This window comes from Micromonospora yangpuensis (assembly GCF_900091615.1).
Classification (GTDB): Bacteria; Actinomycetota; Actinomycetes; order Mycobacteriales; family Micromonosporaceae; genus Micromonospora; species Micromonospora yangpuensis.
Genome location: NZ_FMIA01000002.1, coordinates 4800438 through 4822337 on the forward strand (window position 1 = coordinate 4800438; position 21900 = coordinate 4822337).

The following is a 21900-nucleotide window of genomic DNA, read 5'->3' on the forward strand; positions in this document are numbered from 1 at the left end:
CCGGGGACGGGCCCGGTCAACCGACGGCGGCCAGATCGGTGAGTCGGGCCAACGAGTCCTCCAGGTCGGCGCCGACCCGACGCAGACCGAGCCGGAGCAGGGCCGCCTTGACCGGGCCGGCCGGCCAGCGTACGACGATGAGGCGCACGATCGTGCCGCCCTCCTCCTCGTCGGCGGTGAGCTGCACGTAGATCTCGGTCCGTGCCTCGGCCCGGGCCCCCGCGCCCTTGGCGCGTTCGCGCCAGCCGATCAGGTTCGGTTCCTGGAAGGCGATCACTTCGGCCTCGTGCGCCGCGCCGCGCCCGGCCTGGACCAGTTGTCGTCGGCCGAAGCCCTCTCCGGAGAGCACCTCGGCGGCACGTACCCCCGCCAGCCAGGCCGGCAACTGCTCGGCCCGCTGGACGACGTCCCAGACCACTTCCACCGGCGCCACCACGTGCGCACTGCGTTCCACGAGGATCATTTCGTCTTTCCCCCATTGAGGACATCCGCGATATTCGGCACTCTATGCGTCAAATCGGACGTAAGTGGACGTGTTCGGAAAAGACACGCCGAAAGCCCTTGCGCAACCCATCGCGGTACGCCTATGGCGCATCCCGGGTCGTACGCCCTAGAGTGCGAACACTGTTCGCGTTCTGGTCGCGTCCCCGGAGGGTGCCCGATGACCGCGCCGATGCCCACCTTCCCCGCCGGCTTCCGCTGGGGGGTGTCCACCTCGGCGTACCAGATCGAGGGGGCCGCCACCGCCGACGGACGCGGCCGGTCCATCTGGGACACCTTCGCCCACACCCCCGGGCGGATCGCCGACGGCAGCACCGGCGACGTGGCCTGCGACCACTACCACCGGCACCGCGAGGACGTCGCGCTGCTGGCAGGGCTGGGCGTCTCGGCGTACCGGTTCTCCGTGGCCTGGCCCCGGGTGCTGCCCACCGGCTCCGGCGCGGTCGTCCCGGCCGGGCTGGACTTCTACGAACGCCTCGTCGACGACCTGCTCGCCGCCGGGATCGACCCGGTGGCCACCCTCTTCCACTGGGACCTGCCGCAGCCACTCCAGGACCGCGGCGGCTGGCTGGCCCGCGACACCGCCAGCCACTTCGCCGAGTACGCCGACGCCGTCGCCGCCCGCCTCGGCGACCGGGTGAAACTCTGGATCACGCTGAACGAGCCGTTCATCCACCTGAGCCTCGGGCACGGCACCGGCGCGCACGCCCCCGGCCAGGCCCTGCTCCTGGACGCGCTGCCGGTCGCCCACCACCAGCTGCTCGGCCACGGCCTGGCCGTCGCCGCGCTGCGCGCCCGCAGCACCGCACCGGTCGCCATCGCCAACAACTACTCCCCCGTGGTGCCCGCCGGGCGGACCGACGCCGACCGGGCCGCCGCGGCCGCGTACCACGCGCTGCACAACCGGCTCTGCACCGATCCGCTGCTCGGTCGGGGCTACCCGCCCGGCTTCGACCCGACGGAGGTGCCCACCGGCACCCCGGCCGTCGTGCGCGACGGTGACCTCGACGTGATCGCCGCGCCGCTGGACGTGCTCGGCGTGAACTACTACCACCCGAGCGCGGTACGCGCCGGCACGCCGGACGACCCGCTGCCGTTCGAGCTGGTGCCGCTGACCGGGCATCCCCGCACCGCCTTCGACTGGCCGGTGGTCCCGGACGGGCTACGTGACCTGCTCGTCGGGTTGCGCACCGAGTACGGCGACGCGCTGCCGCCGATCCAGGTAACCGAGAACGGCTGCGCGTACGACGACGTACCCGACACCCGGGGCCGGGTCCACGACCCGGAGCGGATCGCGTACCTCGACGGTCACCTGCGGGCGGTGCACGCGGCGATCGCGGCCGGCGTCGAGGTGACCGGGTACTTCGTCTGGTCGCTGCTGGACAACTGGGAGTGGGCCGAGGGCTTCACCAAACGCTTCGGGCTGACGCACGTGGACTTCGCCACCCAGCGGCGTACCCCCAAGTCGTCGTACACCTGGTTCCGCGACGTCGTCACCCGGCCCACGCCCGACCAGCCGGCGTAGCCCGGTGGCCGCCATCGACCCACCGCCCGGGTCGCTGCCTGGGCCGCTGCCTGAGCCACCGCCCGGGTCCTTGCCTGAGCCACCGCCCGGGTCCTTGCCTGGGCCGCTGCCCGGGTCCTTGCCCGGGTCGCTGCCCGCCGCGCTCGCCGAGCCGAGGGTGCCGGTCCGGCGGAGCTGGATCGCGCTGATCTTCGCGGCGAACCTCGGGGTGTGGATGGCCTTCTTCACCCCGATCCAGGTGCTGCTGCCGCAGCAGATCGAGCGGATCGCCCCGGGCGACAAGGAGGCGGTGTTCGCCGTGGTCACCGGTCTCGGCGCGCTGGCGGCGGTGCTGGCCAACCCACTCGCCGGGGCGCTGTCGGACCGGACCCGCCTGCGGGTGGCCGGCCGGGAACTGGGCCGGCGGCACGTCTGGACCGCCGGGGGTGCCGTCGGCGGCGCGCTCGCCCTGCTGCTGCTGTCCCGGCAGGACACCGTCGTCGGGGTGGCGCTCGGCTGGCTGGCCGCGCAGGTCTGCTTCAACGCCATGCTGGCCAGTCTCACCGCCGGCATCCCGGACCGGGTGCCGGTGCGTCAGCGCGGCGGCGTCTCCGGCTGGGTGGGCATCCCGCAGTCGCTCGGCCTGGTGCTCGGCGCGGTGCTGGTGACCGCCGTGGTCACCGGCAACACCGCCGGGTACGCCACGATCGCGCTGGCCGTACTGCTGCTCTCGCTGCCGTTCGCGCTGCTCACCGCCGACGACCCGCTGCCCCGTCGGCACCTGCCGGCACTGCGGGCGCGGACCCTGCTGGCCTCGATGTGGATCGACCCCCGCCGGCACCCGGACTTCGCCTGGGCCTGGCTGACCCGGTTCCTGGTCCAGCTCGGCAACGCGTTGGGCACCCTGTACCTGCTGTACTTCCTCACCGACGGGCTGCGCCACCCCGACCCTGCCGGCGGACTGCTGACGCTGATCCTGCTCTACACGCTCGGCATGATCCTCACCGCCGTGCTCTCCGGTCGGCTCTCCGACCGCTCCGGCCGGCGCAAGATCTACGTGATCACCTCCGGGCTGGTGATGGCGGTGGCCGCGCTGCTGCTGGCGGTCGCGCCGGTCTGGCCGGTGGCGATGGCCGCCGCGCTGCTGCTCGGCGCGGGCTACGGGGTCTACCTGTCGGTCGACGCCGCGTTGATCACGCAGGTCCTGCCGATGGCCACCGACCGGGGCAAGGACCTTGGCGTGATCAACATCGCGAACTCGGCGCCGCAGGTGCTCGGCCCGGCGATGTCCGCCCCGATCGTGGTCCACCTCGGTGGCTACCCCACCCTGTACGCGGTCACCGCGGCGGTCACCCTGCTCGGCAGCGCCCTGGTGGTCAAGATCCGCAGCGTGCCGTGAGCGGGTGTCCGGCGTCTCCCGCTGGCAGGTGTCCGGCGGCCCCCGCCGGCAGGTGTTTGGAGGGGGCCCTTCCTATACCGGAAGCGATAACAAGGGGCCCTTCCTTGCAGCTGGGGCGGCGGCCGTAGGCTGGGGTGGTGACGGTTCGTGTACGCTTCGCCCCTTCCCCGACCGGTATGTTCCATGTTGGCGGCGCCCGCTCGGCGCTGCAGAACTGGATCTACGCCCAGCAGCAGGGCGGGGTGTTCGTGCTGCGCATCGAGGACACCGACGCGGCCCGCAATAAACCCGAGTGGACCGAGGGGATCCTCGCCGCGCTGGACTGGATCGGCATCGAGCGCGAGGGCTACGAGGGCCCCTACTTCCAGTCGCACTACGCCACCGAGCACCGGGCCGCCGCGCAGCGGCTGCACACCGAGGGTCGGGCGTACTACTGCGACTGCACCCGGGAGGCCGTACAGGCCCGTAGCGGATCCCAGTACTCCGGTTACGACGGCTTCTGCCGGGACCGGGGACTGACCGCCGGCACGGGTCGGGCGCTGCGCTTCCGCACCCCGGACGAGGGTACGACCGTCGTGGTCGACCTGATCCGGGGCGAGCCGACCTTCGAGAACAAGCTGATCGAGGACTTCGTCATCGCCCGGGGTGACGGCTCACCGGTGTTCCTGTTGGCCAACGTGGTCGACGACATGACGATGGGGATCACCCATGTGATCCGGGCCGAGGAGCACCTGCCCAACACCCCCAAGCAGCAACTGCTCTGGGTCGCGCTGGGGGCGCAGCCACCGGTCTGGGCACACGTGCCGGTGGTGGTCAACGAGAAGCGCCAGAAGCTCTCCAAGCGTCGGGACAAGGTCGCCCTGGAGGCGTACCGGGACGAGGGCTACCTGGCCGCCGCGATGCGCAACTACCTGATGCTGCTGGGCTGGGCCCCCTCCAACGACCGGGAGATCGTGCCCTGGTCGGTGATCGAGGAGGAGTTCCGGCTGGACGAGGTGAACCCGTCGCCGGCCTTCTTCGACGAGAAGAAGCTGCGCGCCTTCAACGGGGAGTACATCCGGGCCCTGACGGTGGAGGAGTTCATCGCCGTCTGCGGGCCGTGGCTCACCGGCACCGCCACCATCCCGCCGCCGCCCTGGCAGCCGGCGGAGTTCGACGCCGAGGCGTTCGCCGCCGTCGCGCCGCTGGCCCAGACCCGGATCGCGGTGCTCAGCGAGATCGTGCCGAACGTCGACTTCCTCTTCCTCGCCGACCCGCTGATCGACGAGGCCGCCTGGGCCAAGGCGATGAAGGCCGGCGCCGCCGAACTGCTGGACGCCGCCATCGCCGCCTACGCGGCGGTCACCACCTGGGACGCCCCGACCCTCAAGTCGACCCTGGAGTCGGTCGGCACCGAACACGGCCTGAAGCTCGGCAAGGCGCAGGCACCGGTCCGGGTCGCGGTCACCGGCCGGACCGTCGGCCTGCCGCTCTTCGAGTCGTTGGAGGTGCTCGGTCGCGAGCGCACCCTGGCCCGCCTCCGCGCCGCCCGCCTCCGCCTCCCCTGACCGTAAGGAAGGGCCCCCTGTTAACGCTTCCGGTATAGCGGGGTACCCCTTTCACGGCAGCCGTCGGGGGCCGGGCCGCCGGTCGCCGTGGACCGGTCGCTGGTAGCCGTGGGCCGTAGGGCCGGCCGCCGTCGCCGTGGGCGGGTCGCCGTAGGGCCGAGGGCGGGTCGCCGTAGGGCCGAGGGCGGGTCGCCGTAGGGCCGAGGGCGGGTCGCCGTGGGGCGTAGGGCCGTGGGCGGGTCGCCGTGGGGCGTAGGGCCGAGGGCCGGTCGCCGTGAGCAGTAGGGCCGGCCGCTGGTCGTCGTGTCAGCGGCCGGCCGGGTGGTCAGCGACGGGTGGCTCGGCGGCGGAACAGCAGACCGGTGCCGAGCGCGGCCAGCAGAACCAGGCCGCCGATCACCCAGAGCCAGGGGCTGCCGGCGTCGGACTGGTTGTCGGCTGCCGGCACCGGCTCGGCCGGGGCGGGCTCGGACTCCACCGCCGACGCGGTCGGCGACGGCGCGGCGGCGGGTTCGGTTGCCGAGGGTGACCCGGTCGGGGTCGCCGGGCTGGGGGACGGCTCGGCCGGGGCACCGGTGGTCAGGGTGAACTCCACCTCGCCCTTGATCGGGTGCCCGTCGGCCGACGGCAGCTCGTACGCCACCACGTAGCGGCCGGCCGGACCGGGCTTGAACGGCACCCGTACCCGACTGCCGGAGAAGGTCGGCTCCCCCGCCACGGCGGAGGCGTCGTCCGGCCCGGTGATTGTGATCTTCGTCTTATCCGCTGGAAGTTTCGCCAGGAAACGCAGCTCGACCCGCTCGGGTGCCTCCGCCAACCGGGCCCCGTCGCGCGGGTCGCTGCCGGTGAACGAGTTGTGTGCGGCCGCCGGCGACACCGGCAACAACAGGGACAATCCGAGCACCGCGCCGAGCAACGTCACCGAGGTCCGCACCACACGTGCTGCCCTGCCCCCCATGTGCTCCTCCGTAAAGGTAAGATCCGCCCGCTGATCAAACGGCTGGTCATTGGTCGAGTCGAGATCGCAGATAGTTCCAATTAGTCTTCCAGTAGCTGCAATCGAGCGTCGTTCTGCAACCCTTGAGGTGGACATCCGGCCTGTGGGCACGGTCACCGCCGTCAACCAACGCGTGACCATGCAGCAAAGCCATCCATCGACGGGGCGAGGAGGCGGCGGTGTTCGACAGGACGAGCCGGCTGTTGAAGGTACTGACCGGAGTGCTGCTGGGAGCTAGCCTCTCCCTGGGCCTGTCCAGCGCGGCGCAGGCCGCGCCGAGCCTGTCCCACCCGGCGCAGGCCGCGCCGAAGCCGAAGCCGCCACCGGCTGGCGTGGACATCACCGGCGTCGGGATCACCGAGCCGCTGCGGCTGCGCGAGAGCGACCGGCATGCCCACGTGGTCGCCGTCATCGACCAGGTCAACTGGCTGAGCCGGGCGACCGGGCAGAGCAAGGGTCCCAAGGCTGCCGACCTCGGTCCGAAGTACACCGTCGTGGTGCTCGCCGGGGACGTTCCCAAGCAGACGTACGACCTCTACCCGCGAGCGAACGGCGGTCCCCGGATCCACCGCCCGGCCAAGCAGCCCGACGGCCGCAAGACCGGTGCCGGCTGGTTCCTCGGGCGGCTGAACATGTCGGAGACGCTGCGGATCGCCGGGGTGCCGCTGGAGCGGCAGCTCGACACGTTGACCGGTGGTATCGGTGGCGGCGAGCGGGTGATCCCGGACGACTCGCTGGACCCGAGCAAGAGCATCAACGAGAGCATGGGTGCGTTGCAGCGGTTGTTGCTGCTCAACGTGGCCGTGGTGGTGACGATCACCGCCGGGCTCGCCGGCATCGCGCTGCTCGTCCGTCGTCGCACCCGCTGAGGCGAGGGTCAGCACCAGCGCTGGGGTGGCCGTTCCCGCCGGCCGCCCCGGCGGCGGGGCCGCACCGGGCCGTGCCGGTGGGCCCCGGCCCAGCCCGGCAGGTCGCTGAGGCAACCCTGCTCGGCCGTCGACGCGGGGTCGGCCACGGTGGGCGGTTCGGCAACGCGCTGTCGGGGCACCGTCGGCTCCTCGTCGGCACGCTCGGGGATCGGCTCACCGGGGTACGGCGGCCCGCCGGCCGTCCGGCGGTGGTGGTGCTTCGCCCCCGTCGACTGCTCGTGCTGGCCCGGCCGGCAGGTCTCACCCTGGGCGCAGCCGTGCTCGGCCTCCCCGTGCGCCATCGGCGGTCTCCTCACGTTCCCTCGCCGGACGGGTTGCCCCGACGTGCCCTGTCACCGTACTGGCCCGGTCCGACCCACCCACCCGGCCCCCGCCCACCCGGTCCCCGGGTAGACCGGGGACGGGGTGGGTCGAAGGGAGTAGGCGCGCGGGCCCGGCATCGTCCAGATGACGGAGGTGGGCCCCCGGCCGGTGTGGTGTGATCGGCCCCGTGCGCGCACTGCCGTGGCCCCCGCCAGCGACCCGGGGCCGGGACCTGGCGCTGGCCGGCGTCTCACTGGCCGGCGGACTGATCATGCACGGGATCGGCTTCCGGGCCGACCTCGGCTGGCGGCCGGCGGTGCCGGTGGGGTGGTTCCTGGTGCCGCTGGCGGCGGTCTGCGTGGCGGTGGCGCTGCGCCGGGTGGCCACCCGCACCGGTCTGGCGTTGGGCACCGTGGCGCTCCTCGGCGACCTGGTGCTGGGCGGCTCGGTGGCCACCTCGATCATCTACACCCAGGTGCTCTACGACTCCTGCGTGTACGGCTCGGTGCGACTCTGGCGGCGGCTGCTCGGGGTGACCGTCGGGCTGACCGTCGCGGTTCCGCTGGCCGGAGTCGTGCTGTTGCGGGACTGGCGGGCGCTGGGGCTGGGCGTCCTGGTGGCCCTGGTCGGGCTGCTGCCGGTGTTGACCGGGACGAGCGTGCGGCAGTACCGCGACCAGGCCGCCGTCGAACGGGAACGGGCCACCGCCGAGCGAGAGCGGGCCACCGCCGAACAGGGCCGCGCGATCGCCGAGCGGCAACGGGCCGAGCAGACCGCCCGGCTGGCCGAGCTGGACCGGCGGCAGGCGGTCAACGCCGAACGTTCCCGGATGGCCCGGGAACTGCACGACGTGGTCGCCAACCACCTCAGCGCGGTGGCCATCCACGCCACCGCGGTGTTGTCGGTGCCGGGGCTGGACCGGGCGCGCGTCGACTCCGCGTTGCGGGTCATCCGGGAGAACAGCGTGCAGGGGTTGGCCGAGATGCGGCAGATGATCGGGCTGCTCCGGGAGCCGGCCTGCGAGGCGGTGCCGCCGGCCGACCACGCGAGGGCGCCGGCCGACGAGGCGAGGGCGCCGGCCGAGGAGGCGGTCCGGGCCCGGCTCAGTGAGGTGCCGGTGCTGGTGAACCGGGCCAGGGCGGCCGGTCTGACGGTGCGGGAACGGGTCACCGGAACGGCCCGACGGGTGCCGGTCGCGGTCGACCTGGCCGGGTACCGGATCGTGCAGGAGTCACTCACCAACGCGCTCAAGCACGGCGGTGGGGAGGCGGAACTGCTGGTCGCGTACCGGATGGGGTCGGTGGTGGTGACGGTGACCAACCCGGTGCGCGACGGGCCCGACGGTCTGCCCGGCGCGGGCGCCGGCCTGATCGGGATGCGGGAACGGACGGTGCTGCTGGCCGGCCGGTTCTCCGCGGCGGCCGAGGACGGGCAGTGGCGGGTACGCGCCGAACTACCGACGACGGAGGCGACGTGACCGACCCGACGGGTACGACGGTGCGGGTGGTGCTCGCCGACGACCAGCCGGCGGTCCGGGCCGGGCTGGCGTTGATCCTGGACGCCACGCCGGAGGTCGAGGTGGTCGGGGAGGCCGCCGACGGCCGGGCGGCGGTGCGGCTGTGCCGGTCGCTGCGGCCGGACGTGGCGGTGCTGGACATCCGGATGCCGGTGCTGGACGGCATCTCGGCGACCCGCCAGATCGTCGCCGAACACCTGGCCGACGTGCTGGTGCTGACCACCTTCGACCTCGACGAGTACGTCTTCGGCGCGCTCCGGGCGGGGGCGGCTGGCTTCCTGCTCAAGGACACCGACGCGGCGGGGCTGGTGGCGGCGGTGCGGACGGTGGCGCGCGGTGAGGGGATCATCGCCCCGGCGGTGACCCGCACGTTGATCGGCGCCTTCGCGGCCACCTCACCGGGCCCGTCGACGGCGGGCCGGGCGGCGGTCGACGCGCTGACCCCCCGGGAGCGGGACGTGCTGGCCTGCCTGGGGCTCGGCCTGTCCAACCAGCAGACCGCCGCCCGGCTGTCGATGGCGGAGAGCACTACCAAGACGCACGTCAGCCGGATCCTGGCCAAACTGGAGTTACGCAGCCGGGTTCAGGCGGCCATCCTGGCCCGGGAGCTGCGCCTGCCGGAGCCCGCCGGCTGAGCGACGGCCGAGCGACGGCTGCGCGACGGCCGAGCGACGGCTGCGCGACGGCCGAGCGGCGGCTGACCGGCGGCTGACTGGCGGACCCCCTGGTCGGCGCGGTGACGGCACGGGTGCAAGGGTGGTGGGATGGGCACGGATGGTCCGGAGTTGTCGGCCACGCTGCGGCGGATCGAACGGTCCGCGGGCGCGTTGGCCACCGCGAGCGTGAGCCGGATGGACGAGGCGCTGCCCTGGTTCCGGGCGCTCCCGGCCGACCAGCGCGCCTGGGTGATGCTGGTCGCCCAGGCCGGCGTCCGGTCCCTGGTGCAGTGGCTGCGCGACGGCGGTGGCACGGCGGACAGCAGCCAGGAGGTCTCCGACGAGGTCTTCGCCACCGCTCCCCAGGCGTTGGCCCGCTCGATCAGCCTCCAGCAGACCGTCGCCCTGGTGAAGGTCACCATCGACGTGGTGGAGGAACAGGTCGGGCACCTGGCCGCGCCGGGCGAGGAGCAGCAGCTACGCGAGGTGATGCTGCGCTTCAGCCGGGAGATCGCCTTCGCCGCCGCCCGGGTGTACGCCCGCGCCGCCGAGTCCCGGGGGGCCTGGGACGCCCGGCTGCAGGCGCTGCTGGTCGACGCGTTGCTCCGGGGCGACTCGCCGGACGTGCTGGCCAGCCGGGCGGCGGCGCTGGGCTGGACGGACGCGCCGCCGGTGGCGGTGGCGGTGGGCCGCTCCCCCGGCGGCGAGGTGACGGCGGTGCTGCACACCGTGTACCGGCAGGCCCGCCGGATCGGTGTCGAGGTGATCGGTGGTGTGCACGGTGACCGGTTGGTGATCGTGCTCGGTGGTGCCGCCGATCCGGTGGCGGCCACCGAGAAGCTGTCGACCGCGTTCGGGGCCGGACCGGTGGTGGTGGGTCCGGCGGTGCCGAGTCTGGACGGGGCGACGGAGTCGGCGCGGGCCGCGCTGGCCGGGTTCCGGGCCGCACCGGCGTGGCCGGGTGCGCCCCGCCCGGTGCCGGCGGCGGACCTGCTGCCGGAGCGGGCCCTGGCCGGCGACGCCGAGGCCCGTCGCCGGCTGCGCCACGACGTGTACGCGACCCTGGTGCGCGCCGGTGGCGAGCTGCTGGAGACCCTGGACGCGTTCCTGGCCGCCGGCGGGACGTTGGAGAGTGCGGCCCGCGCGTTGTTCGTGCACCCGAACACGGTCCGCTACCGGTTGCGGCGGATCGGCGACGTGACGGGCTTCTCGCCGCTGACGCCCCGGGACGCGTTCACGCTCCAGATCGCGTTGGTCGTGGGCCGGTTGGATCCGCTGCCGGTCAACCCGGCAACAAACCCGCTGGGCGACAAAACGCCCCAAAAATCTGATGATCAACGCTAATATTTGTAGGATCCCTCCAAACCTTCTAGTGCGGTTTGGTGCCTGTCGACAGGGCGCGGCCGTCGAGTATCCGGAAGAGTCGTAGTCGTGCTCGCCGTACTCTCACCCGGCCAGGGTTCCCAGAAACCCGGCTTCCTGACCCCCTGGCTCGATCTCACCGGCACCGAGGCACGACTGCGCTGGTGGTCGGCGCTGGCCGGGGTCGACCTGGTCCGCCTCGGCACCACGGCGGACGCCGACGAGATCAAGGACACCGCACGCACCCAGCCACTGCTGGTCGCCGCGGCCCTGCTCGCCGCGGAACACCTGCCCATGCACGACGTGCAGGTGACCGCCGGGCACAGCGTCGGTGAGCTGGCCGCCGCGGCGCTGGCCGGCGTGCTGCCGGCCGAGGCGGCCGTCACCCTCGCCGGGGTACGCGGCCGGGAGATGGCCGCCGCCTGCGCGCTGGAGCCCACCGGGATGGCCGCGCTGCTCGGCGGCGACCCGGCCGAGGTGCTCGCCGCGATCGAGGCGACCGGGCTGCACGCGGCCAACCGCAACGGCAGCGGTCAGATCGTCGCCGCCGGTGCCGTCGCCGGGCTGGAGAAGCTCGCCGCCGACCCGCCGGCCAAGACCCGGGTCGTCCGGTTGCAGGTGGCAGGGGCGTTCCACACCCCGTACATGGCCCCGGCCGAGGAGGCCCTCGCCACGGTGGCCGCCGGCATCACCCCCGCCGACCCCGGTCGGATCCTGCTGTCCAACCTCGACGGCTCGGCGGTCAACCACGGCCGGGACATGGTGCAGCGACTGGTTCGCCAGGTCACCGCGGGAGTCCGGTGGGACCTGTGCATGCGCACCCTGGCCGACCTCGGGGTGACCGGTGTGCTGGAGCTGCCGCCGGCCGGCACCCTCGCCGGAATGGTCAAGCGGGAGCTCAAGGGCGCCGGCGCGCCGGAGATCGTCACCCTGAACACCCCGGACGACCTGCCCGCCGCCCGGGCCCTGATCGCCCGGCACGGCAGCGCCCCCGGGCACGAGCCGACCATCGCCTTCCGGGTGGTGGTGGCCCCCGCCGCGGGCACCTTCCAGCCGGCCGAAGAGCTCACCGAGGGCACCGACCTGCGCACCGGCCAGGTCATCGGCCAGATCACCACCCGACAGGGAGCGGTCGAGGTGACCGCGCACGCCAGCGGAACGCTCACCGAATGGCTCGCCCACCACGACGATCCGGTCGCTCCCGGGCAGCCGCTCGCCCGCATCGGAGGTCAGGTATGACTGGCAGTCGGATCGTCTCGCTCGGGCACTACCAGCCGTCCCAGGTGGTGACCAACGACGAGATCGCCCAACTGGTCGAGACCAACGACGAGTGGATCCGGGACCGGGTCGGCATCGTCAGCCGGCGGATCGCCGAGAACGGTGAGACGGTGAGCGACATGGCCGCCGCCGCCGCGGCGAAGGCCCTGGCCAACTCCGGGCTGACCGCCGCCGACATCGACCTGGTCGTGGTGGCCACCTGCACCGCGATCGACCGCAGCCCGAACGTGGCCTGCCGGGTCGCCGGCAAGCTCGGCATCAACGCGCCCGGGGCGTACGACATCAACACCGCCTGCTCCGGCTTCGCGTACGCCCTCGGCACGGTCGACCACGCGATCCGCGCCGGGGCGTCCCGCAACGCGCTGGTCATCGGCGCCGAGAAGCTCTCCGACTTCGTCGACTGGACCGACCGTTCGACCTGCATCATCTTCGCCGACGGCGCGGGCGCCGCGGTGCTGACCGCCACCGCCGAGGACGAGGCCCCCGGGGTCGGCCCGGTGGTCTGGGGCTCGGTGCCGGAGAAGAGCGACGCGGTACGCATCGAGGGCTGGCGCCCGTACGTGCGGCAGGAGGGCCAGTCGGTGTTCCGCTGGGCCACCACCTCGCTGGCCCCACTGGCCCGGCAGGCCTGCGAGCGGGCCGGGGTGGACCCGGAGGAGATCGCCGCGTTCGTGCCGCACCAGGCCAACACCCGGATCATCGACGGCATCGCCCGTCGACTCGGCATGCCCAACGCGGTCGTCGCCAAGGACATCGTCGAGTCCGGCAACACCTCGGCGGCGAGCGTGCCGCTGGCCCTGTCCAAGCTGGTGGAGCGCCGGGAGGTGCCGGCCGGCGCGCCGGTCCTGCTGTTCGGCTTCGGTGGCGGCCTGACCTACGCCGGTCAGGTCGTCCGCTGCCCCTGAGATGTGCCCCCGAACCTCCGGCGCCCGCCGTGAGGTCCCGATGCTCACTCCGGAGCGTACGCACCGGAGCGTGCCGGTCGGCGTCGCCGACCGTGGAGTTGAACCGCTATGAGAGGAACCAACCGCAATGACCCGTGACGAGATCACCACCGGCCTCGCCGAGATCCTGGAAGAGGTGGCCGGGGTGAACCCGGACGACGTGGCCGAGGGGAAGTCCTTCACCGACGACCTGGACGTCGACTCGCTCTCCATGGTGGAGGTCGTGGTCGCCGCCGAGGAGAAGTTCGGCGTCAAGATCCCGGACAACGAGGTACAGAACCTGAAGACCGTCGGTGACGCGGTCAGCTACATCGAGGCGCAGTCCTGACATGAGCCGCATCGACGTCGTCGTCACCGGGATCGGCGCGACCACTCCGCTGGGCGGGGACGTCGCGTCGACCTGGGACGCCATGCTCGCCGGCCGCTCCGGGGTGGGTGCCCTCACCCAGGAGTGGGCCGCCCAGCTGCCGGTCCGGATCGCCGCCAAACTCGCCGTCGACCCGTCCGAGCTGATCGACCGGGTCAAGCTGCGCCGGCTGGACCGGTCCGAGGCGATCGCGCTGATCGCCGCCCGGCAGGCCTGGGCCGACTCGGCGCTGGCCGACTCCGGGCTGGACCCGGAGCGGCTGGCGGTGAGCGTGGGTTCCGGGATAGGTGGCGCGATCACCCTGCTCGACCAGGACGACATCCTGGAGGCCTCCGGTCCCCGGCGGGTCTCCCCGCACACCGTGCCGATGCTGATGCCCAACGGCCCCGCCGCCTGGGTGGGGCTGGAGCTGGGCGCGAAGGCCGGCGTGCACTCGGTGGCCAGCGCCTGCGCCACCGGCGCCGAAGCCATCTCGCTCGGCCTGGACCTGATCCGCGCCGGTCGGGCCGACGTGGTGGTGGCCGGCGGCACCGAGGCGGTCATCCATGCGCTGCCGATCGCCGGTTTCGCCTCGATGCGGGCCATGTCGACCCGCAACGACGACCCCGAGCGGGCCTCCCGCCCGTGGGACAAGGGCCGGGACGGCTTCGTGCTCGGTGAGGGCGCCGGCGTGCTGATCCTGGAACGCGCCGACCACGCCGCCGCCCGGGGCGCCAAGGTCTACGCCCGGCTCGCCGGGGCGGGGGTCACCTCCGACGCGTACGACATCGTGCAGCCGCACGCCGAGGGCGAGGGCGCGATCCGCGCGATCAAGAAGGCGATCGCCGACGCGGACGTGGCGAAGACCGACATCATGCACGTCAACGCCCACGCCACCTCCACCCCGGTCGGGGACATGCTGGAGATCGGCGCGCTGCGGGCGGCCCTCGGCGACCACCCGGTGCTGACGGCCACCAAGTCGATGACCGGGCACCTGCTCGGCGCGGCCGGCGCGCTGGAGTCGATCGCCACCATCCTGGCCATCCGGGACTCCGTGGTGCCGCCGACGATCAACCTCGACGACCCGGACGAGAACCTCGACCTGGAGGTGGCCGCGCACAAGGCGCGGCACATGGAGATCCCCGCCGCACTGAACAACGCGTTCGGCTTCGGCGGTCACAACGTGGCTCTCGTCTTCACGCGGGCCTGAGACCACAGCCTTGGAGGCTCAAGTGACGACCACCGCCATCGCCGCTGACAGCTCGACGGTCGACCACCGGGACCCACAGGTCCGGCTGCGGGCCCTGTTCGACGCCGGCACGCTGCGCCTGCTGGCTCCGCCGGACACCTCCGGGGTGCTCTGCGCGCGCGGTGAGATCGAGGGCACGCCGGCCATCGCGTACGCCACCGACGCCACCCGGATGGGCGGCGCGATGGGCACCGAGGGGTGCCGGCACATCGTGGAGGCGATCGACACCGCCGTCCGGGAGCGGGTGCCGGTGCTCGGCCTCTGGCACTCCGGTGGCGCACGACTGGCCGAGGGCGTGGTCGCGCTCGACGCCGTCGGCCAGGTCTTCGCCGCCATGGTCCGGGCCTCCGGCCGGGTACCGCAGATCTCGGTGGTGTTCGGTCCGGCCGCCGGTGGCGCGGCCTACGGGCCGGCGCTCACCGACATCGTGGTGATGAGCGGCGGTGGACGGATCTTCGTGACCGGCCCCGAGGTGGTCCGCAGCGTCACCGGCGAGCAGGTCGACATGGAGCGCCTCGGCGGCCCCGAGGCGCACGGCCGACGCTCCGGCGTGGTGCACGTGACCTGCGCCGACGACGCGGCGGCACTTGCCGAGTCGCGCAAACTGGCCGCGCTCCTGGGCCACCAGGGCCGGCTCTCCCCCGACGACGTGGCCGGCGACCAGACCGGGCACGACCTGACGGCGAAGATGCCGGTCGAGACCAACCGGGCCTACGACGTCAAGCCGGTGGTCAAGGCGCTGCTCGACGCCCCCGGCGTGGAGCTGCACGCCAAGTGGGCGCCGAACGTGGTCACCACGCTCGGCCGGTTCGCCGGCCGGACGGTCGGCGTGATCGCCAACAACCCGCTGCGCCTCGGCGGCTGCCTCGACGCCTCCAGCGCCGAGAAGGCGGCCCGGTTCGTGCGGATGTGCGACTCGCTCGGGGTGCCGCTGATCGTGCTGGTGGACGTGCCCGGCTACCTGCCCGGCCTGGGTCAGGAGTGGGACGGCGTGGTCCGGCGCGGGGCGAAGCTGCTGCACGCCTTCTCCGAGGCGGTGGTGCCGCGGGTGACCCTGGTGACCCGCAAGGCGTACGGCGGGGCGTACATCGCGATGAACTCCCGCTCGCTCGGCGCGACCGCGGTCTTCGCCTGGCCGAACGCGGAGGTCGCGGTGATGGGGGCCAGCGCCGCGGTCAACATCCTGCACCGCAAGAAGCTCGCCGCCGCCCCCGCCGAGGAGCGCGAGGCGCTGCGCGCCCAGCTGATCGCCGAGCAGATCGAGGTGGCCGGCGGGGTGAACCGGGCGCTGGAGATCGGCGTGGTCGACGATGTGATCAAGCCGGCGGAGACCCGGCGACGGATCGCCGAGGCCCTCGCCGCCGCCCCCGCCGCCCGCGGCGCCCACGGCAACATCCCCCTCTAACGGGGGTAAGGAAGGGCCCCCTGCTAACGCTTTCGGTATAGCAGGGGGCCCTTCTTAACGCCCGAGCCCGGGTGGGTGGCGGTGGGTCGAGGAGCAGGGCACGCATCGTCACACCCGGTCGTCGGCCGGGTGCCAGACCGCAGGCCGACCAGCGACTTCATTCCATGGTCATCGGCGTGTGATCGGCCCGAAACGACCCCTTCCTAGCTTTCGCTCATGCATACCCCCATGGCCCCCGAGCCTTCGTACGGCGATTCTCAGAACATCGACGGAACGACACTTTTCGACGATTGCGGCAGGCCTGTTCCAGCGCACCCGATCGGCCGGCGGGCGATTCTCGCCGCCGCCGGAGCCACCGCCGTCGCGCCGTTTCTCGCCGGTTCCCCGGCGACCGCCGCCGCCGGCCCGCACACCCCGAACAGCCGCCCCGGCAAGAAGCCGGCGCGAGGACACTACCTGATCAAAGGGGCCGCGCTGGTCTCCGTCGACCCGGCGATCGGTAACCGGGCCAAGGCCGACATCGAGGTACGCGACGGCCGGATCGTCCAGGTCGGCACCAATCTCACGCCCCGCGGCGCCAAAGTGATCGACGCCTCCCGCATGATCGCCATGCCCGGATTCGTGGAAACCCACTATCACATGTGGAGTGCCCTCGGCCGCAATTTCGTCTCCACCGGTTTCGAGTACTTCGCCGCGAAATCGGCGACCGTCGCCGCGTACCGGCCGGACGACTTCTACCACAGCGTGCTGCTGGGTCTGGTGGAGTGCGCCAGCGCCGGCATCACCACGGTCAACAACTGGTCGCACAACACCCGGGGCCCGGAGTACGCCGACGCCGAGCTGCACGCCCACGCCGACGGCCTGGTCCGGGCCCGCTACTCGTACGGGCACCGGGACGGTCAGCCCGGCACCCAACCGATCGACTTCGCCGACATCGACCGGGTGACCCGTACCTGGTTCGGCACCAGGTCCCCGTTTGACGGCTTGGTCCATCTGGGAGTGAACCTGCGCGGGCCGGGACAGCTGGCGAACTTCCTGGTCGAGATGACCGAGGTGCAGAAGCGCAAACTGCCTGTCTCGGTGCACTCCGGTCAGGGACCCACCACCGCCGTACGCGCCGCCGAACTGGAGCGGATGGGCGTACTCGGGCCGGACTTCCTCCTCTGCCACGCCCTGCCGTTCGACGAGGCGGACCGGCAGGCGATGGTCCGCACCGGCGCACCGGTCAGCTTCTCGGTGCACTCCGAGTTGCGGCTCGGCACCGCCGGCGGGTTCCACGGCCAACTGCTGCGGATGCTGGCCGCCGGGATCACCGTCTCGCTGTCGTTCGACGCCAGCTCGTTGGCCCCGATCAACATGTTCGAGTCGATGAACGTGGCCTGGAACCTGGGTATCCCGTACCTGGGTACGGACACCGCCGACCTGCCGGCGGTAGTGTTCCGGCAGGCGATCGAGATGGCCACCATCAACGGCGCGAAGGCCCTCGGCCTGGAGAAGGTCACCGGGTCGATCACCCCCGGCAAGCGGGCCGACATCATCCTGATCCGGGCCGACGACCTGAACATCGCCCCCGTCGGCGACCTGGAGTCGACGGTGGTGCGCTCGGCCACCCCGGCGAACATCGACACGGTGCTCATCGACGGTCGGATCGTTAAACGGAACAGGTCGGTGGTCAGCCACGACGTCGACAAGGTGGTCCGGAACGCGGCGGCAGCCGCGCACGCCGTCCGTACCCGGGCCGGTGGGATCCTCACCCCGACCACCTCGAAACCCCCCGCGTTCTGAATCCAGCCCGCCGGCTGGGGCACAATGCGACGGCGAGGTGCGCCAGCGCCCGGGAGACACACCGCGAGGAGTACGCGTGGAGGCGACCGAGATCCGCAAGTTGGCCGCCCTGGAGGACACCCACTGGTGGTACCGGGAGCGGCGGATCCTGTTGGCGCGGGCGCTGCGCCGGCTGGCCGAGGCCGGGCAGCGGCCGAGCAGGGCGCTGGACATCGGGGCGGCCGGCGGCGGGAACACCCGGGTGTTGCGGGCGCACGGGTGGCGGCCGGTGGCCCTGGAGTACAGCGTCGAGGGTGCCGGGGTGGCCCGGGAGCGAGGGCTGGACGTGATCCGCGCCGACGCCCGGCGGCTGCCGCTGCCCACGGCCAGCCTGGGCCTGGTGGTCGCCTTCGACATCCTGGAGCACGTCGACGAGGACCACCTGGCCGCCGCGGAGATCCACCGGGCCCTCCGTCCGGGCGGCACCGCGCTGATCGCCGTACCGTGTGACATGCGGCTGTGGTCGGCGCACGACGTGGCGGTGGGGCACGTCCGCCGGTACGACCGGGAGTCGTTGCGAACGACGGTGGAGCGGGCCGGGCTGGTGGTCGACGAGTTGTGGAGCTGGAACGTGCTGCTGCGGCCGGTCGCTGCCTGGCGGCGCCGCCGCTCCACCGGCAGCGACCTGGACCAACTTCACCCGGTGGTCAACCTCGGCCTGCGGACCGTCATCGCCGCCGAACGGTACCTGCCGGTGCGGTCAGCGCCCGGGGTCTCGCTGATGCTCCGGGCGCACCGCCCCGGCTGAGGTCGCCGGCGCACCACCCCCGCTGGTGTCACCGGTGCACCGGCGCGCCGAGCGGAGGGCCGCGCCAGGAGGGCCGCGCGACGGTGCCTCGGTGGGCTAACGTCCGTCGGCCGCCGACGCGGCGGCACTGCGGATCGACGAGGAACCCAGGTGCATCGACGAGTGGCCGTACTGGCCGCGCTCACCCTGACCGTCATCACCGGCTGCGCCGGAGGCGAGGACGGCCCAGTCGGATCGGTGGCCCCGTCGGCCAGCGGCCAGGTCGCGGCCGGTCCGCCCTGGCACGACGAGATCGCCCCGGCGGCGGCCGGTGGCACGGTCGGTGGCCCCGGCAGCGGCTGCGAACTGCCGGTCACCTTCGACGTCGTGAAGGGACGGACCGCCAAGCCGGTCAGCGAAGACGGCCTGGGTCAGGAGCTGGCTAAGATCACCGGTGCGACCCCCCGTTGCGAGATCGACGGTCGGCCGGACAGCGCCGGTTTCCTGCGGGTGTGGACGGCGGCCCAGCCGACGGTCGAGCCCCGACCGGCGTTGGAGGCGTACCTGGCCGGGGCGGGGCAGCTGAGCAGCAAGGTCACCGACGCGCAGTACCGGACGGTGCGGGCCGGCACCTTCGACGCGGTCGAGGTGTCCTGGATCGCCACCAGCGAAAATCTCGACGAGAAGCAGCGGGAGTGGGCCCTGGCGGTGCGGGCCGGTGAGCAGACCGTGCTGCTGACCGCAAACGAGAGCATCCTCGCGGAGATCGAGGACGTCGTCCCGGGCTACCGCCTGGCCGCCCGGACCCTCGCCCCCATCACCTGACCCGGTGGCCCGCCACCACCTGACCCGGTGAAGGAAGGGCCCCTTGTTAACGGGCGGTGGTGAGCGGGGTACCCCTCTCTACCGAAAGCGTTAACAAGGGGCCCTTCCTTACACCTGGGCGGGGACGGCCTCGCGGGCCAGGGTGACCGCACCGAGCAGGGCGGCGTCGTCGGCGAACCTGGAGAGCACCAGCTCCGGGCGGTGCGGCAGCACCTCGGTGAGCCGGTCGGTGAGCAAGCCCCGGATCAGCTCGCTGCCGGCCATCCCACCGACCAGCACCACCCGCTGCGGATCGAGCAGCAGGCAGCACGTGACCAGGTGTCGGGCCAGCTCGTCGAGGCGGGTCAGGAGCGCCGCACGCAGGGCACCCGGAGCCCCGGAGCGGTCGGCGAGCCCCGCCGCGCCGCCGGCGACGCCCAGTTCGGCGGCGAGGCCGTCCAGGGCCCGGCCGGAGAACTCCAGCTCCAGCATGGTTCCGGGCCAGGGTGTGCCACTGACGGCGTACCCGATCTCGCCGGCCGCGCCGTGGTGCCCGGCGAGCACGGTGCCGCGCACCGTCACCGCTGCCGCGACCCCGGTGCCGAGCCCGACGACCAGGCCGGGGTCGGCGTCGCGCAGGGCACCGAGGCGCAGCTCGGCCAGGGCTGCGGCGTTCAGGTCGTTGTCGACGGCGACGGTGGCCACCCCGAGCCGGGCCCGGACCGCCTCGGCCAGCCGCAGGCGTTCCCAGCCGGGCACGTTCGGAGCCAGGTCGATGCCGTCGGGGCGGACCACCCCGGGCGAGGCGATCCCGGCGGCGTCGACCGTGCCGCCGTGCGCGGCGACCAGCTTCGCGGCGAGGGTCAGGGCCCGCTCCAGGGCCTGTGGCGCACCCTGCTCGGCGTGCGTCGGCACCCGCTCGTGGGCGAGCAGCCGGCCCTGGCCGTCGGCCACCCCGACGGCCATCTTGGTGCCGCCGAAGTCGACGCCGAGCAGCAGCCCGTGCTCCCCGCTGTCGACCGCCGCCGACCGTCCCGGCAACCGGACACTGGTCATCGGACCACTGCCCCGGCCGAGTCGGGGCCGGCCGACGCCGGCCCGACCGTCGCCGCACCAGAGCCCGCCGACGTCACACCAGAACCGGCCGAGTCGGGGCCGGCCGCCATCGCCTCGGCGGTGGCGTCGAGGGCGGTGTCGGCGGCGGCGAGCCGCTCGCGGACGGCGGCCAGCCGTCGGGACACCTGGTCGAACCGGGCGCGCACCAGGTGGACCTGGGTGCGGACCGCCTCGGTGCCCGGGCCGTCGGCCTGGGCCCGGTCCAGCACCTGGGCCGGCTGGACGGCGGCGGTGATCAGGTCGGTGACGGCGTGGTCGGTCAGGGGTGCGGTAAGTCCCTCGGCGGCCTGCCGGACGGTCTCGGCGGTCCAGGTCGCCGGTTGTCCGGCGCGGACCAGCCGGCCGACCACCGAGTGTGCGGCCCGGAACGGTACGCCGTGGCGGGTGAGCGCGTCGGCGGCGGCGGTCGTGGTGGCCCCGGAGGCGACGATCTCGGCCGCGGACGGTGGCTCCAGCGGCTCGATCTCGGCGAGGAAGCCGCCGAGCAGGGCGAAGAACCGGTCGGCGCGGTCGTTGCTCTCCCAGAGCCGGACCTGCACGTCGGTGGTGGCGTTGTTGGAGTCCTCCCACCAGGCCGCGCCGACGTTGTTGAGCACCGAGGCGGCGTCGGCGGCGGCCTGACCGGCGTAGGAGACCAGATGTTCCAGCACCACCGGGTTGCGCTTCTGCGGCATGATGCTGCTGCCCTGGGTGAAGTCGCCGGGGGTGGTCACCCAGCGCCAGCTCAGCCAGTCCATCAGGGTCCGGGCCAGCCGGGCGCCGGTGGCCAGGGACCGGGCGTTGTGGGTGCCCACCTGGACCAGGTGGTCGGCGCCGGCCACCGCCTCGTACGAGTTGGTGACCAGGGCGGCGAAGCCGAGCAGCTCGGCGACCCGGGCGGGGGCGATGTCCAGGTCGGTGCCGGCGAAGGCGCAGGAGCCCAGCGGCGAGGTGTTCAGCGTGTCGATCAGGTCGGCGTAGCCGAGGGCCTCACCGGCCAGCGCCTCGGCGTACCCGGTCAGGGCGTGGCCGATGGTGGTGGGCTGGGCCGGGCGGCGGTGGGTGTAGCCGGTGATCACCACGTCGGCGTACCGGTGGGCGGCGTCCAGGGCGGTGGCCCCGGTGGCGAGGACCCGGTCGAGCACCCCGATCAGCTGGTCGCGCAGGAGCATCCGGAACACCCCGGCGTCGAGGTCGTTGCGGCTGCGCGCCATCTGCACGTCCAGCTCACCGGTGGGGATGCCGCAGGCCGCCGCGAGTCGCTTCTCCACCAGGTAGTAGGTGTCCTCGAAGCTGCCGTCGAAGTCCGGCGCGGGCGCGGTGTCGGCGCGCAGCTCGGCCAACCCGCGCAGCAGCCGGGCCCCCCGGTCGGCCGGCACCAGGCCCTGCTCGGTCAGCATCACCACGTGCGCCTGGCTGGCCCGGACCATCGCCGGGAAGAGGTACCCGACGTGGTGGTCGTAGGTGGGCCGCAGGTGGTGCCGCTGGTACGTGGTCAGCGCGGGTGTGCTCAT

Annotated in this window: 20 protein-coding genes; 15 read left to right on the plus strand and 5 right to left on the minus strand. The window is 73.2% G+C overall.

What is annotated here, in order from left to right:
* Window positions 1-16: 16 nt before the first annotated feature.
* Window positions 17-463, minus strand: a complete 447-nt coding sequence (locus GA0070617_RS21595; RefSeq protein WP_091441662.1) for an SRPBCC family protein — start codon at window positions 461-463, stop codon at window positions 17-19.
* Window positions 464-661: 198 nt separating this feature from the next.
* On the opposite strand from GA0070617_RS21595, the gene GA0070617_RS21600 reads away from it, so the two are divergent.
* The 3 genes from GA0070617_RS21600 to gltX all read left to right on the plus strand — a co-directional run bounded on the left by GA0070617_RS21600 (window position 662) and on the right by gltX (window position 4951).
* Window positions 662-2026: a GH1 family beta-glucosidase gene (locus GA0070617_RS21600; protein WP_091441665.1), complete on the plus strand. Its 1365-nt coding sequence runs from the start codon at window positions 662-664 to the stop codon at window positions 2024-2026.
* Window positions 2027-2144: 118 nt separating this feature from the next.
* Window positions 2145-3404, plus strand: coding sequence for an MFS transporter (locus tag GA0070617_RS21605; protein ID WP_175440616.1), 1260 nt, complete (start codon window positions 2145-2147; stop codon window positions 3402-3404).
* 137 nt (window positions 3405-3541) lie between these two features.
* Window positions 3542-4951: a glutamate--tRNA ligase gene (gltX, locus tag GA0070617_RS21610; RefSeq protein WP_091446940.1), complete on the plus strand. Its 1410-nt coding sequence runs from the start codon at window positions 3542-3544 to the stop codon at window positions 4949-4951.
* 325 nt (window positions 4952-5276) lie between these two features.
* Here gltX and GA0070617_RS21615 read toward each other — a convergent pair whose 3' ends face one another.
* The gene (locus GA0070617_RS21615) at window positions 5277-5885 is read right to left on the minus strand and encodes a copper resistance CopC family protein (protein WP_229688226.1); all 609 of its coding nucleotides are present in this window, start codon (window positions 5883-5885) and stop codon (window positions 5277-5279) included.
* Window positions 5886-6127: 242 nt separating this feature from the next.
* On the opposite strand from GA0070617_RS21615, the gene GA0070617_RS21620 reads away from it, so the two are divergent.
* The gene (locus tag GA0070617_RS21620; protein ID WP_091441670.1) at window positions 6128-6817 is read left to right on the plus strand and encodes a hypothetical protein; all 690 of its coding nucleotides are present in this window, start codon (window positions 6128-6130) and stop codon (window positions 6815-6817) included.
* Window positions 6818-6825: 8 nt separating this feature from the next.
* On the opposite strand, the gene GA0070617_RS21625 is transcribed toward GA0070617_RS21620, so the two are convergent.
* Complete coding sequence (locus GA0070617_RS21625) at window positions 6826-7158, minus strand: hypothetical protein (RefSeq protein WP_091441673.1); 333 nt, start codon at window positions 7156-7158, stop codon at window positions 6826-6828.
* A 209-nt stretch (window positions 7159-7367) separates the two neighbouring features.
* On the opposite strand from GA0070617_RS21625, the gene GA0070617_RS21630 reads away from it, so the two are divergent.
* From GA0070617_RS21630 to GA0070617_RS21680, 11 genes are all read left to right on the plus strand, one after another.
* Window positions 7368-8657, plus strand: a complete 1290-nt coding sequence (locus GA0070617_RS21630; protein WP_217628853.1) for a sensor histidine kinase — start codon at window positions 7368-7370, stop codon at window positions 8655-8657.
* A complete protein-coding gene (locus GA0070617_RS21635; RefSeq protein ID WP_091441677.1) occupies window positions 8654-9331 on the plus strand; it encodes a response regulator in 678 nt (225 codons plus the stop codon). Before GA0070617_RS21630 ends, GA0070617_RS21635 begins: the two co-directional genes overlap by 4 nt.
* Window positions 9332-9460: 129 nt before the next feature.
* Window positions 9461-10696, plus strand: a complete 1236-nt coding sequence (locus GA0070617_RS21640; RefSeq protein ID WP_091441680.1) for a PucR family transcriptional regulator — start codon at window positions 9461-9463, stop codon at window positions 10694-10696.
* A gap of 87 nt (window positions 10697-10783) precedes the next feature.
* Window positions 10784-11953: an acyltransferase domain-containing protein gene (locus GA0070617_RS21645; RefSeq protein WP_091441682.1), complete on the plus strand. Its 1170-nt coding sequence runs from the start codon at window positions 10784-10786 to the stop codon at window positions 11951-11953.
* On the plus strand, window positions 11950-12897 hold the full coding sequence (locus GA0070617_RS21650) for a beta-ketoacyl-ACP synthase III (protein WP_091441685.1): 948 nt from the start codon (window positions 11950-11952) through the stop codon (window positions 12895-12897). The genes GA0070617_RS21645 and GA0070617_RS21650 overlap by 4 nt, the downstream gene beginning before the upstream one ends.
* A 127-nt stretch (window positions 12898-13024) precedes the next feature.
* A complete protein-coding gene (locus GA0070617_RS21655) occupies window positions 13025-13264 on the plus strand; it encodes an acyl carrier protein (RefSeq protein WP_053653162.1) in 240 nt (79 codons plus the stop codon).
* Between the two features lies 1 nt (window position 13265).
* Window positions 13266-14492, plus strand: coding sequence for a beta-ketoacyl-ACP synthase II (fabF, locus tag GA0070617_RS21660; RefSeq protein WP_091441687.1), 1227 nt, complete (start codon window positions 13266-13268; stop codon window positions 14490-14492).
* 22 nt (window positions 14493-14514) lie between these two features.
* Window positions 14515-15936 (plus strand): acyl-CoA carboxylase subunit beta, encoded by a 1422-nt coding sequence (locus GA0070617_RS21665; RefSeq protein ID WP_091441690.1) that lies wholly within the window; start codon window positions 14515-14517, stop codon window positions 15934-15936.
* A 216-nt stretch (window positions 15937-16152) separates the two neighbouring features.
* Window positions 16153-17721 (plus strand): amidohydrolase family protein, encoded by a 1569-nt coding sequence (locus GA0070617_RS21670; RefSeq protein WP_217628854.1) that lies wholly within the window; start codon window positions 16153-16155, stop codon window positions 17719-17721.
* Between the two features lie 76 nt (window positions 17722-17797).
* Window positions 17798-18508, plus strand: coding sequence for a class I SAM-dependent methyltransferase (locus GA0070617_RS21675; protein WP_091441695.1), 711 nt, complete (start codon window positions 17798-17800; stop codon window positions 18506-18508).
* 150 nt (window positions 18509-18658) lie between these two features.
* The gene (locus tag GA0070617_RS21680) at window positions 18659-19312 is read left to right on the plus strand and encodes a lipoprotein (protein WP_139135736.1); all 654 of its coding nucleotides are present in this window, start codon (window positions 18659-18661) and stop codon (window positions 19310-19312) included.
* 108 nt (window positions 19313-19420) lie between these two features.
* Here GA0070617_RS21680 and GA0070617_RS21685 read toward each other — a convergent pair whose 3' ends face one another.
* Window positions 19421-20347, minus strand: coding sequence for an ROK family protein (locus GA0070617_RS21685; protein ID WP_091441700.1), 927 nt, complete (start codon window positions 20345-20347; stop codon window positions 19421-19423).
* Window positions 20344-21900, minus strand: a complete 1557-nt coding sequence (locus tag GA0070617_RS21690) for an argininosuccinate lyase (protein ID WP_091441702.1) — start codon at window positions 21898-21900, stop codon at window positions 20344-20346. The genes GA0070617_RS21685 and GA0070617_RS21690 overlap by 4 nt, the downstream gene beginning before the upstream one ends.

Bases quoted from the DNA above. Each gene is read 5' to 3' on its own strand.
- GA0070617_RS21625 (WP_091441673.1), bottom strand. From the start codon at position 7,158: ATGGCGCACGGGGAGGCCGAGCACGGCTGCGCCCAGGGTGAGACCTGC.
- GA0070617_RS21595 (WP_091441662.1), bottom strand. From the start codon at position 463: ATGATCCTCGTGGAACGCAGTGCGCACGTGGTGGCGCCGGTGGAAGTG.
- GA0070617_RS21650 (WP_091441685.1), top strand. From the start codon at position 11,950: ATGACTGGCAGTCGGATCGTCTCGCTCGGGCACTACCAGCCGTCCCAG.
- GA0070617_RS21640 (WP_091441680.1), top strand. From the start codon at position 9,461: ATGGGCACGGATGGTCCGGAGTTGTCGGCCACGCTGCGGCGGATCGAA.
- GA0070617_RS21690 (WP_091441702.1), bottom strand. From the start codon at position 21,900: ATGAGCACACCCGCGCTGACCACGTACCAGCGGCACCACCTGCGGCCC.
- fabF (WP_091441687.1), top strand. From the start codon at position 13,266: ATGAGCCGCATCGACGTCGTCGTCACCGGGATCGGCGCGACCACTCCG.
- GA0070617_RS21600 (WP_091441665.1), top strand. From the start codon at position 662: ATGACCGCGCCGATGCCCACCTTCCCCGCCGGCTTCCGCTGGGGGGTG.
- GA0070617_RS21685 (WP_091441700.1), bottom strand. From the start codon at position 20,347: ATGACCAGTGTCCGGTTGCCGGGACGGTCGGCGGCGGTCGACAGCGGG.
- GA0070617_RS21655 (WP_053653162.1), top strand. From the start codon at position 13,025: ATGACCCGTGACGAGATCACCACCGGCCTCGCCGAGATCCTGGAAGAG.
- GA0070617_RS21670 (WP_217628854.1), top strand. From the start codon at position 16,153: ATGCATACCCCCATGGCCCCCGAGCCTTCGTACGGCGATTCTCAGAAC.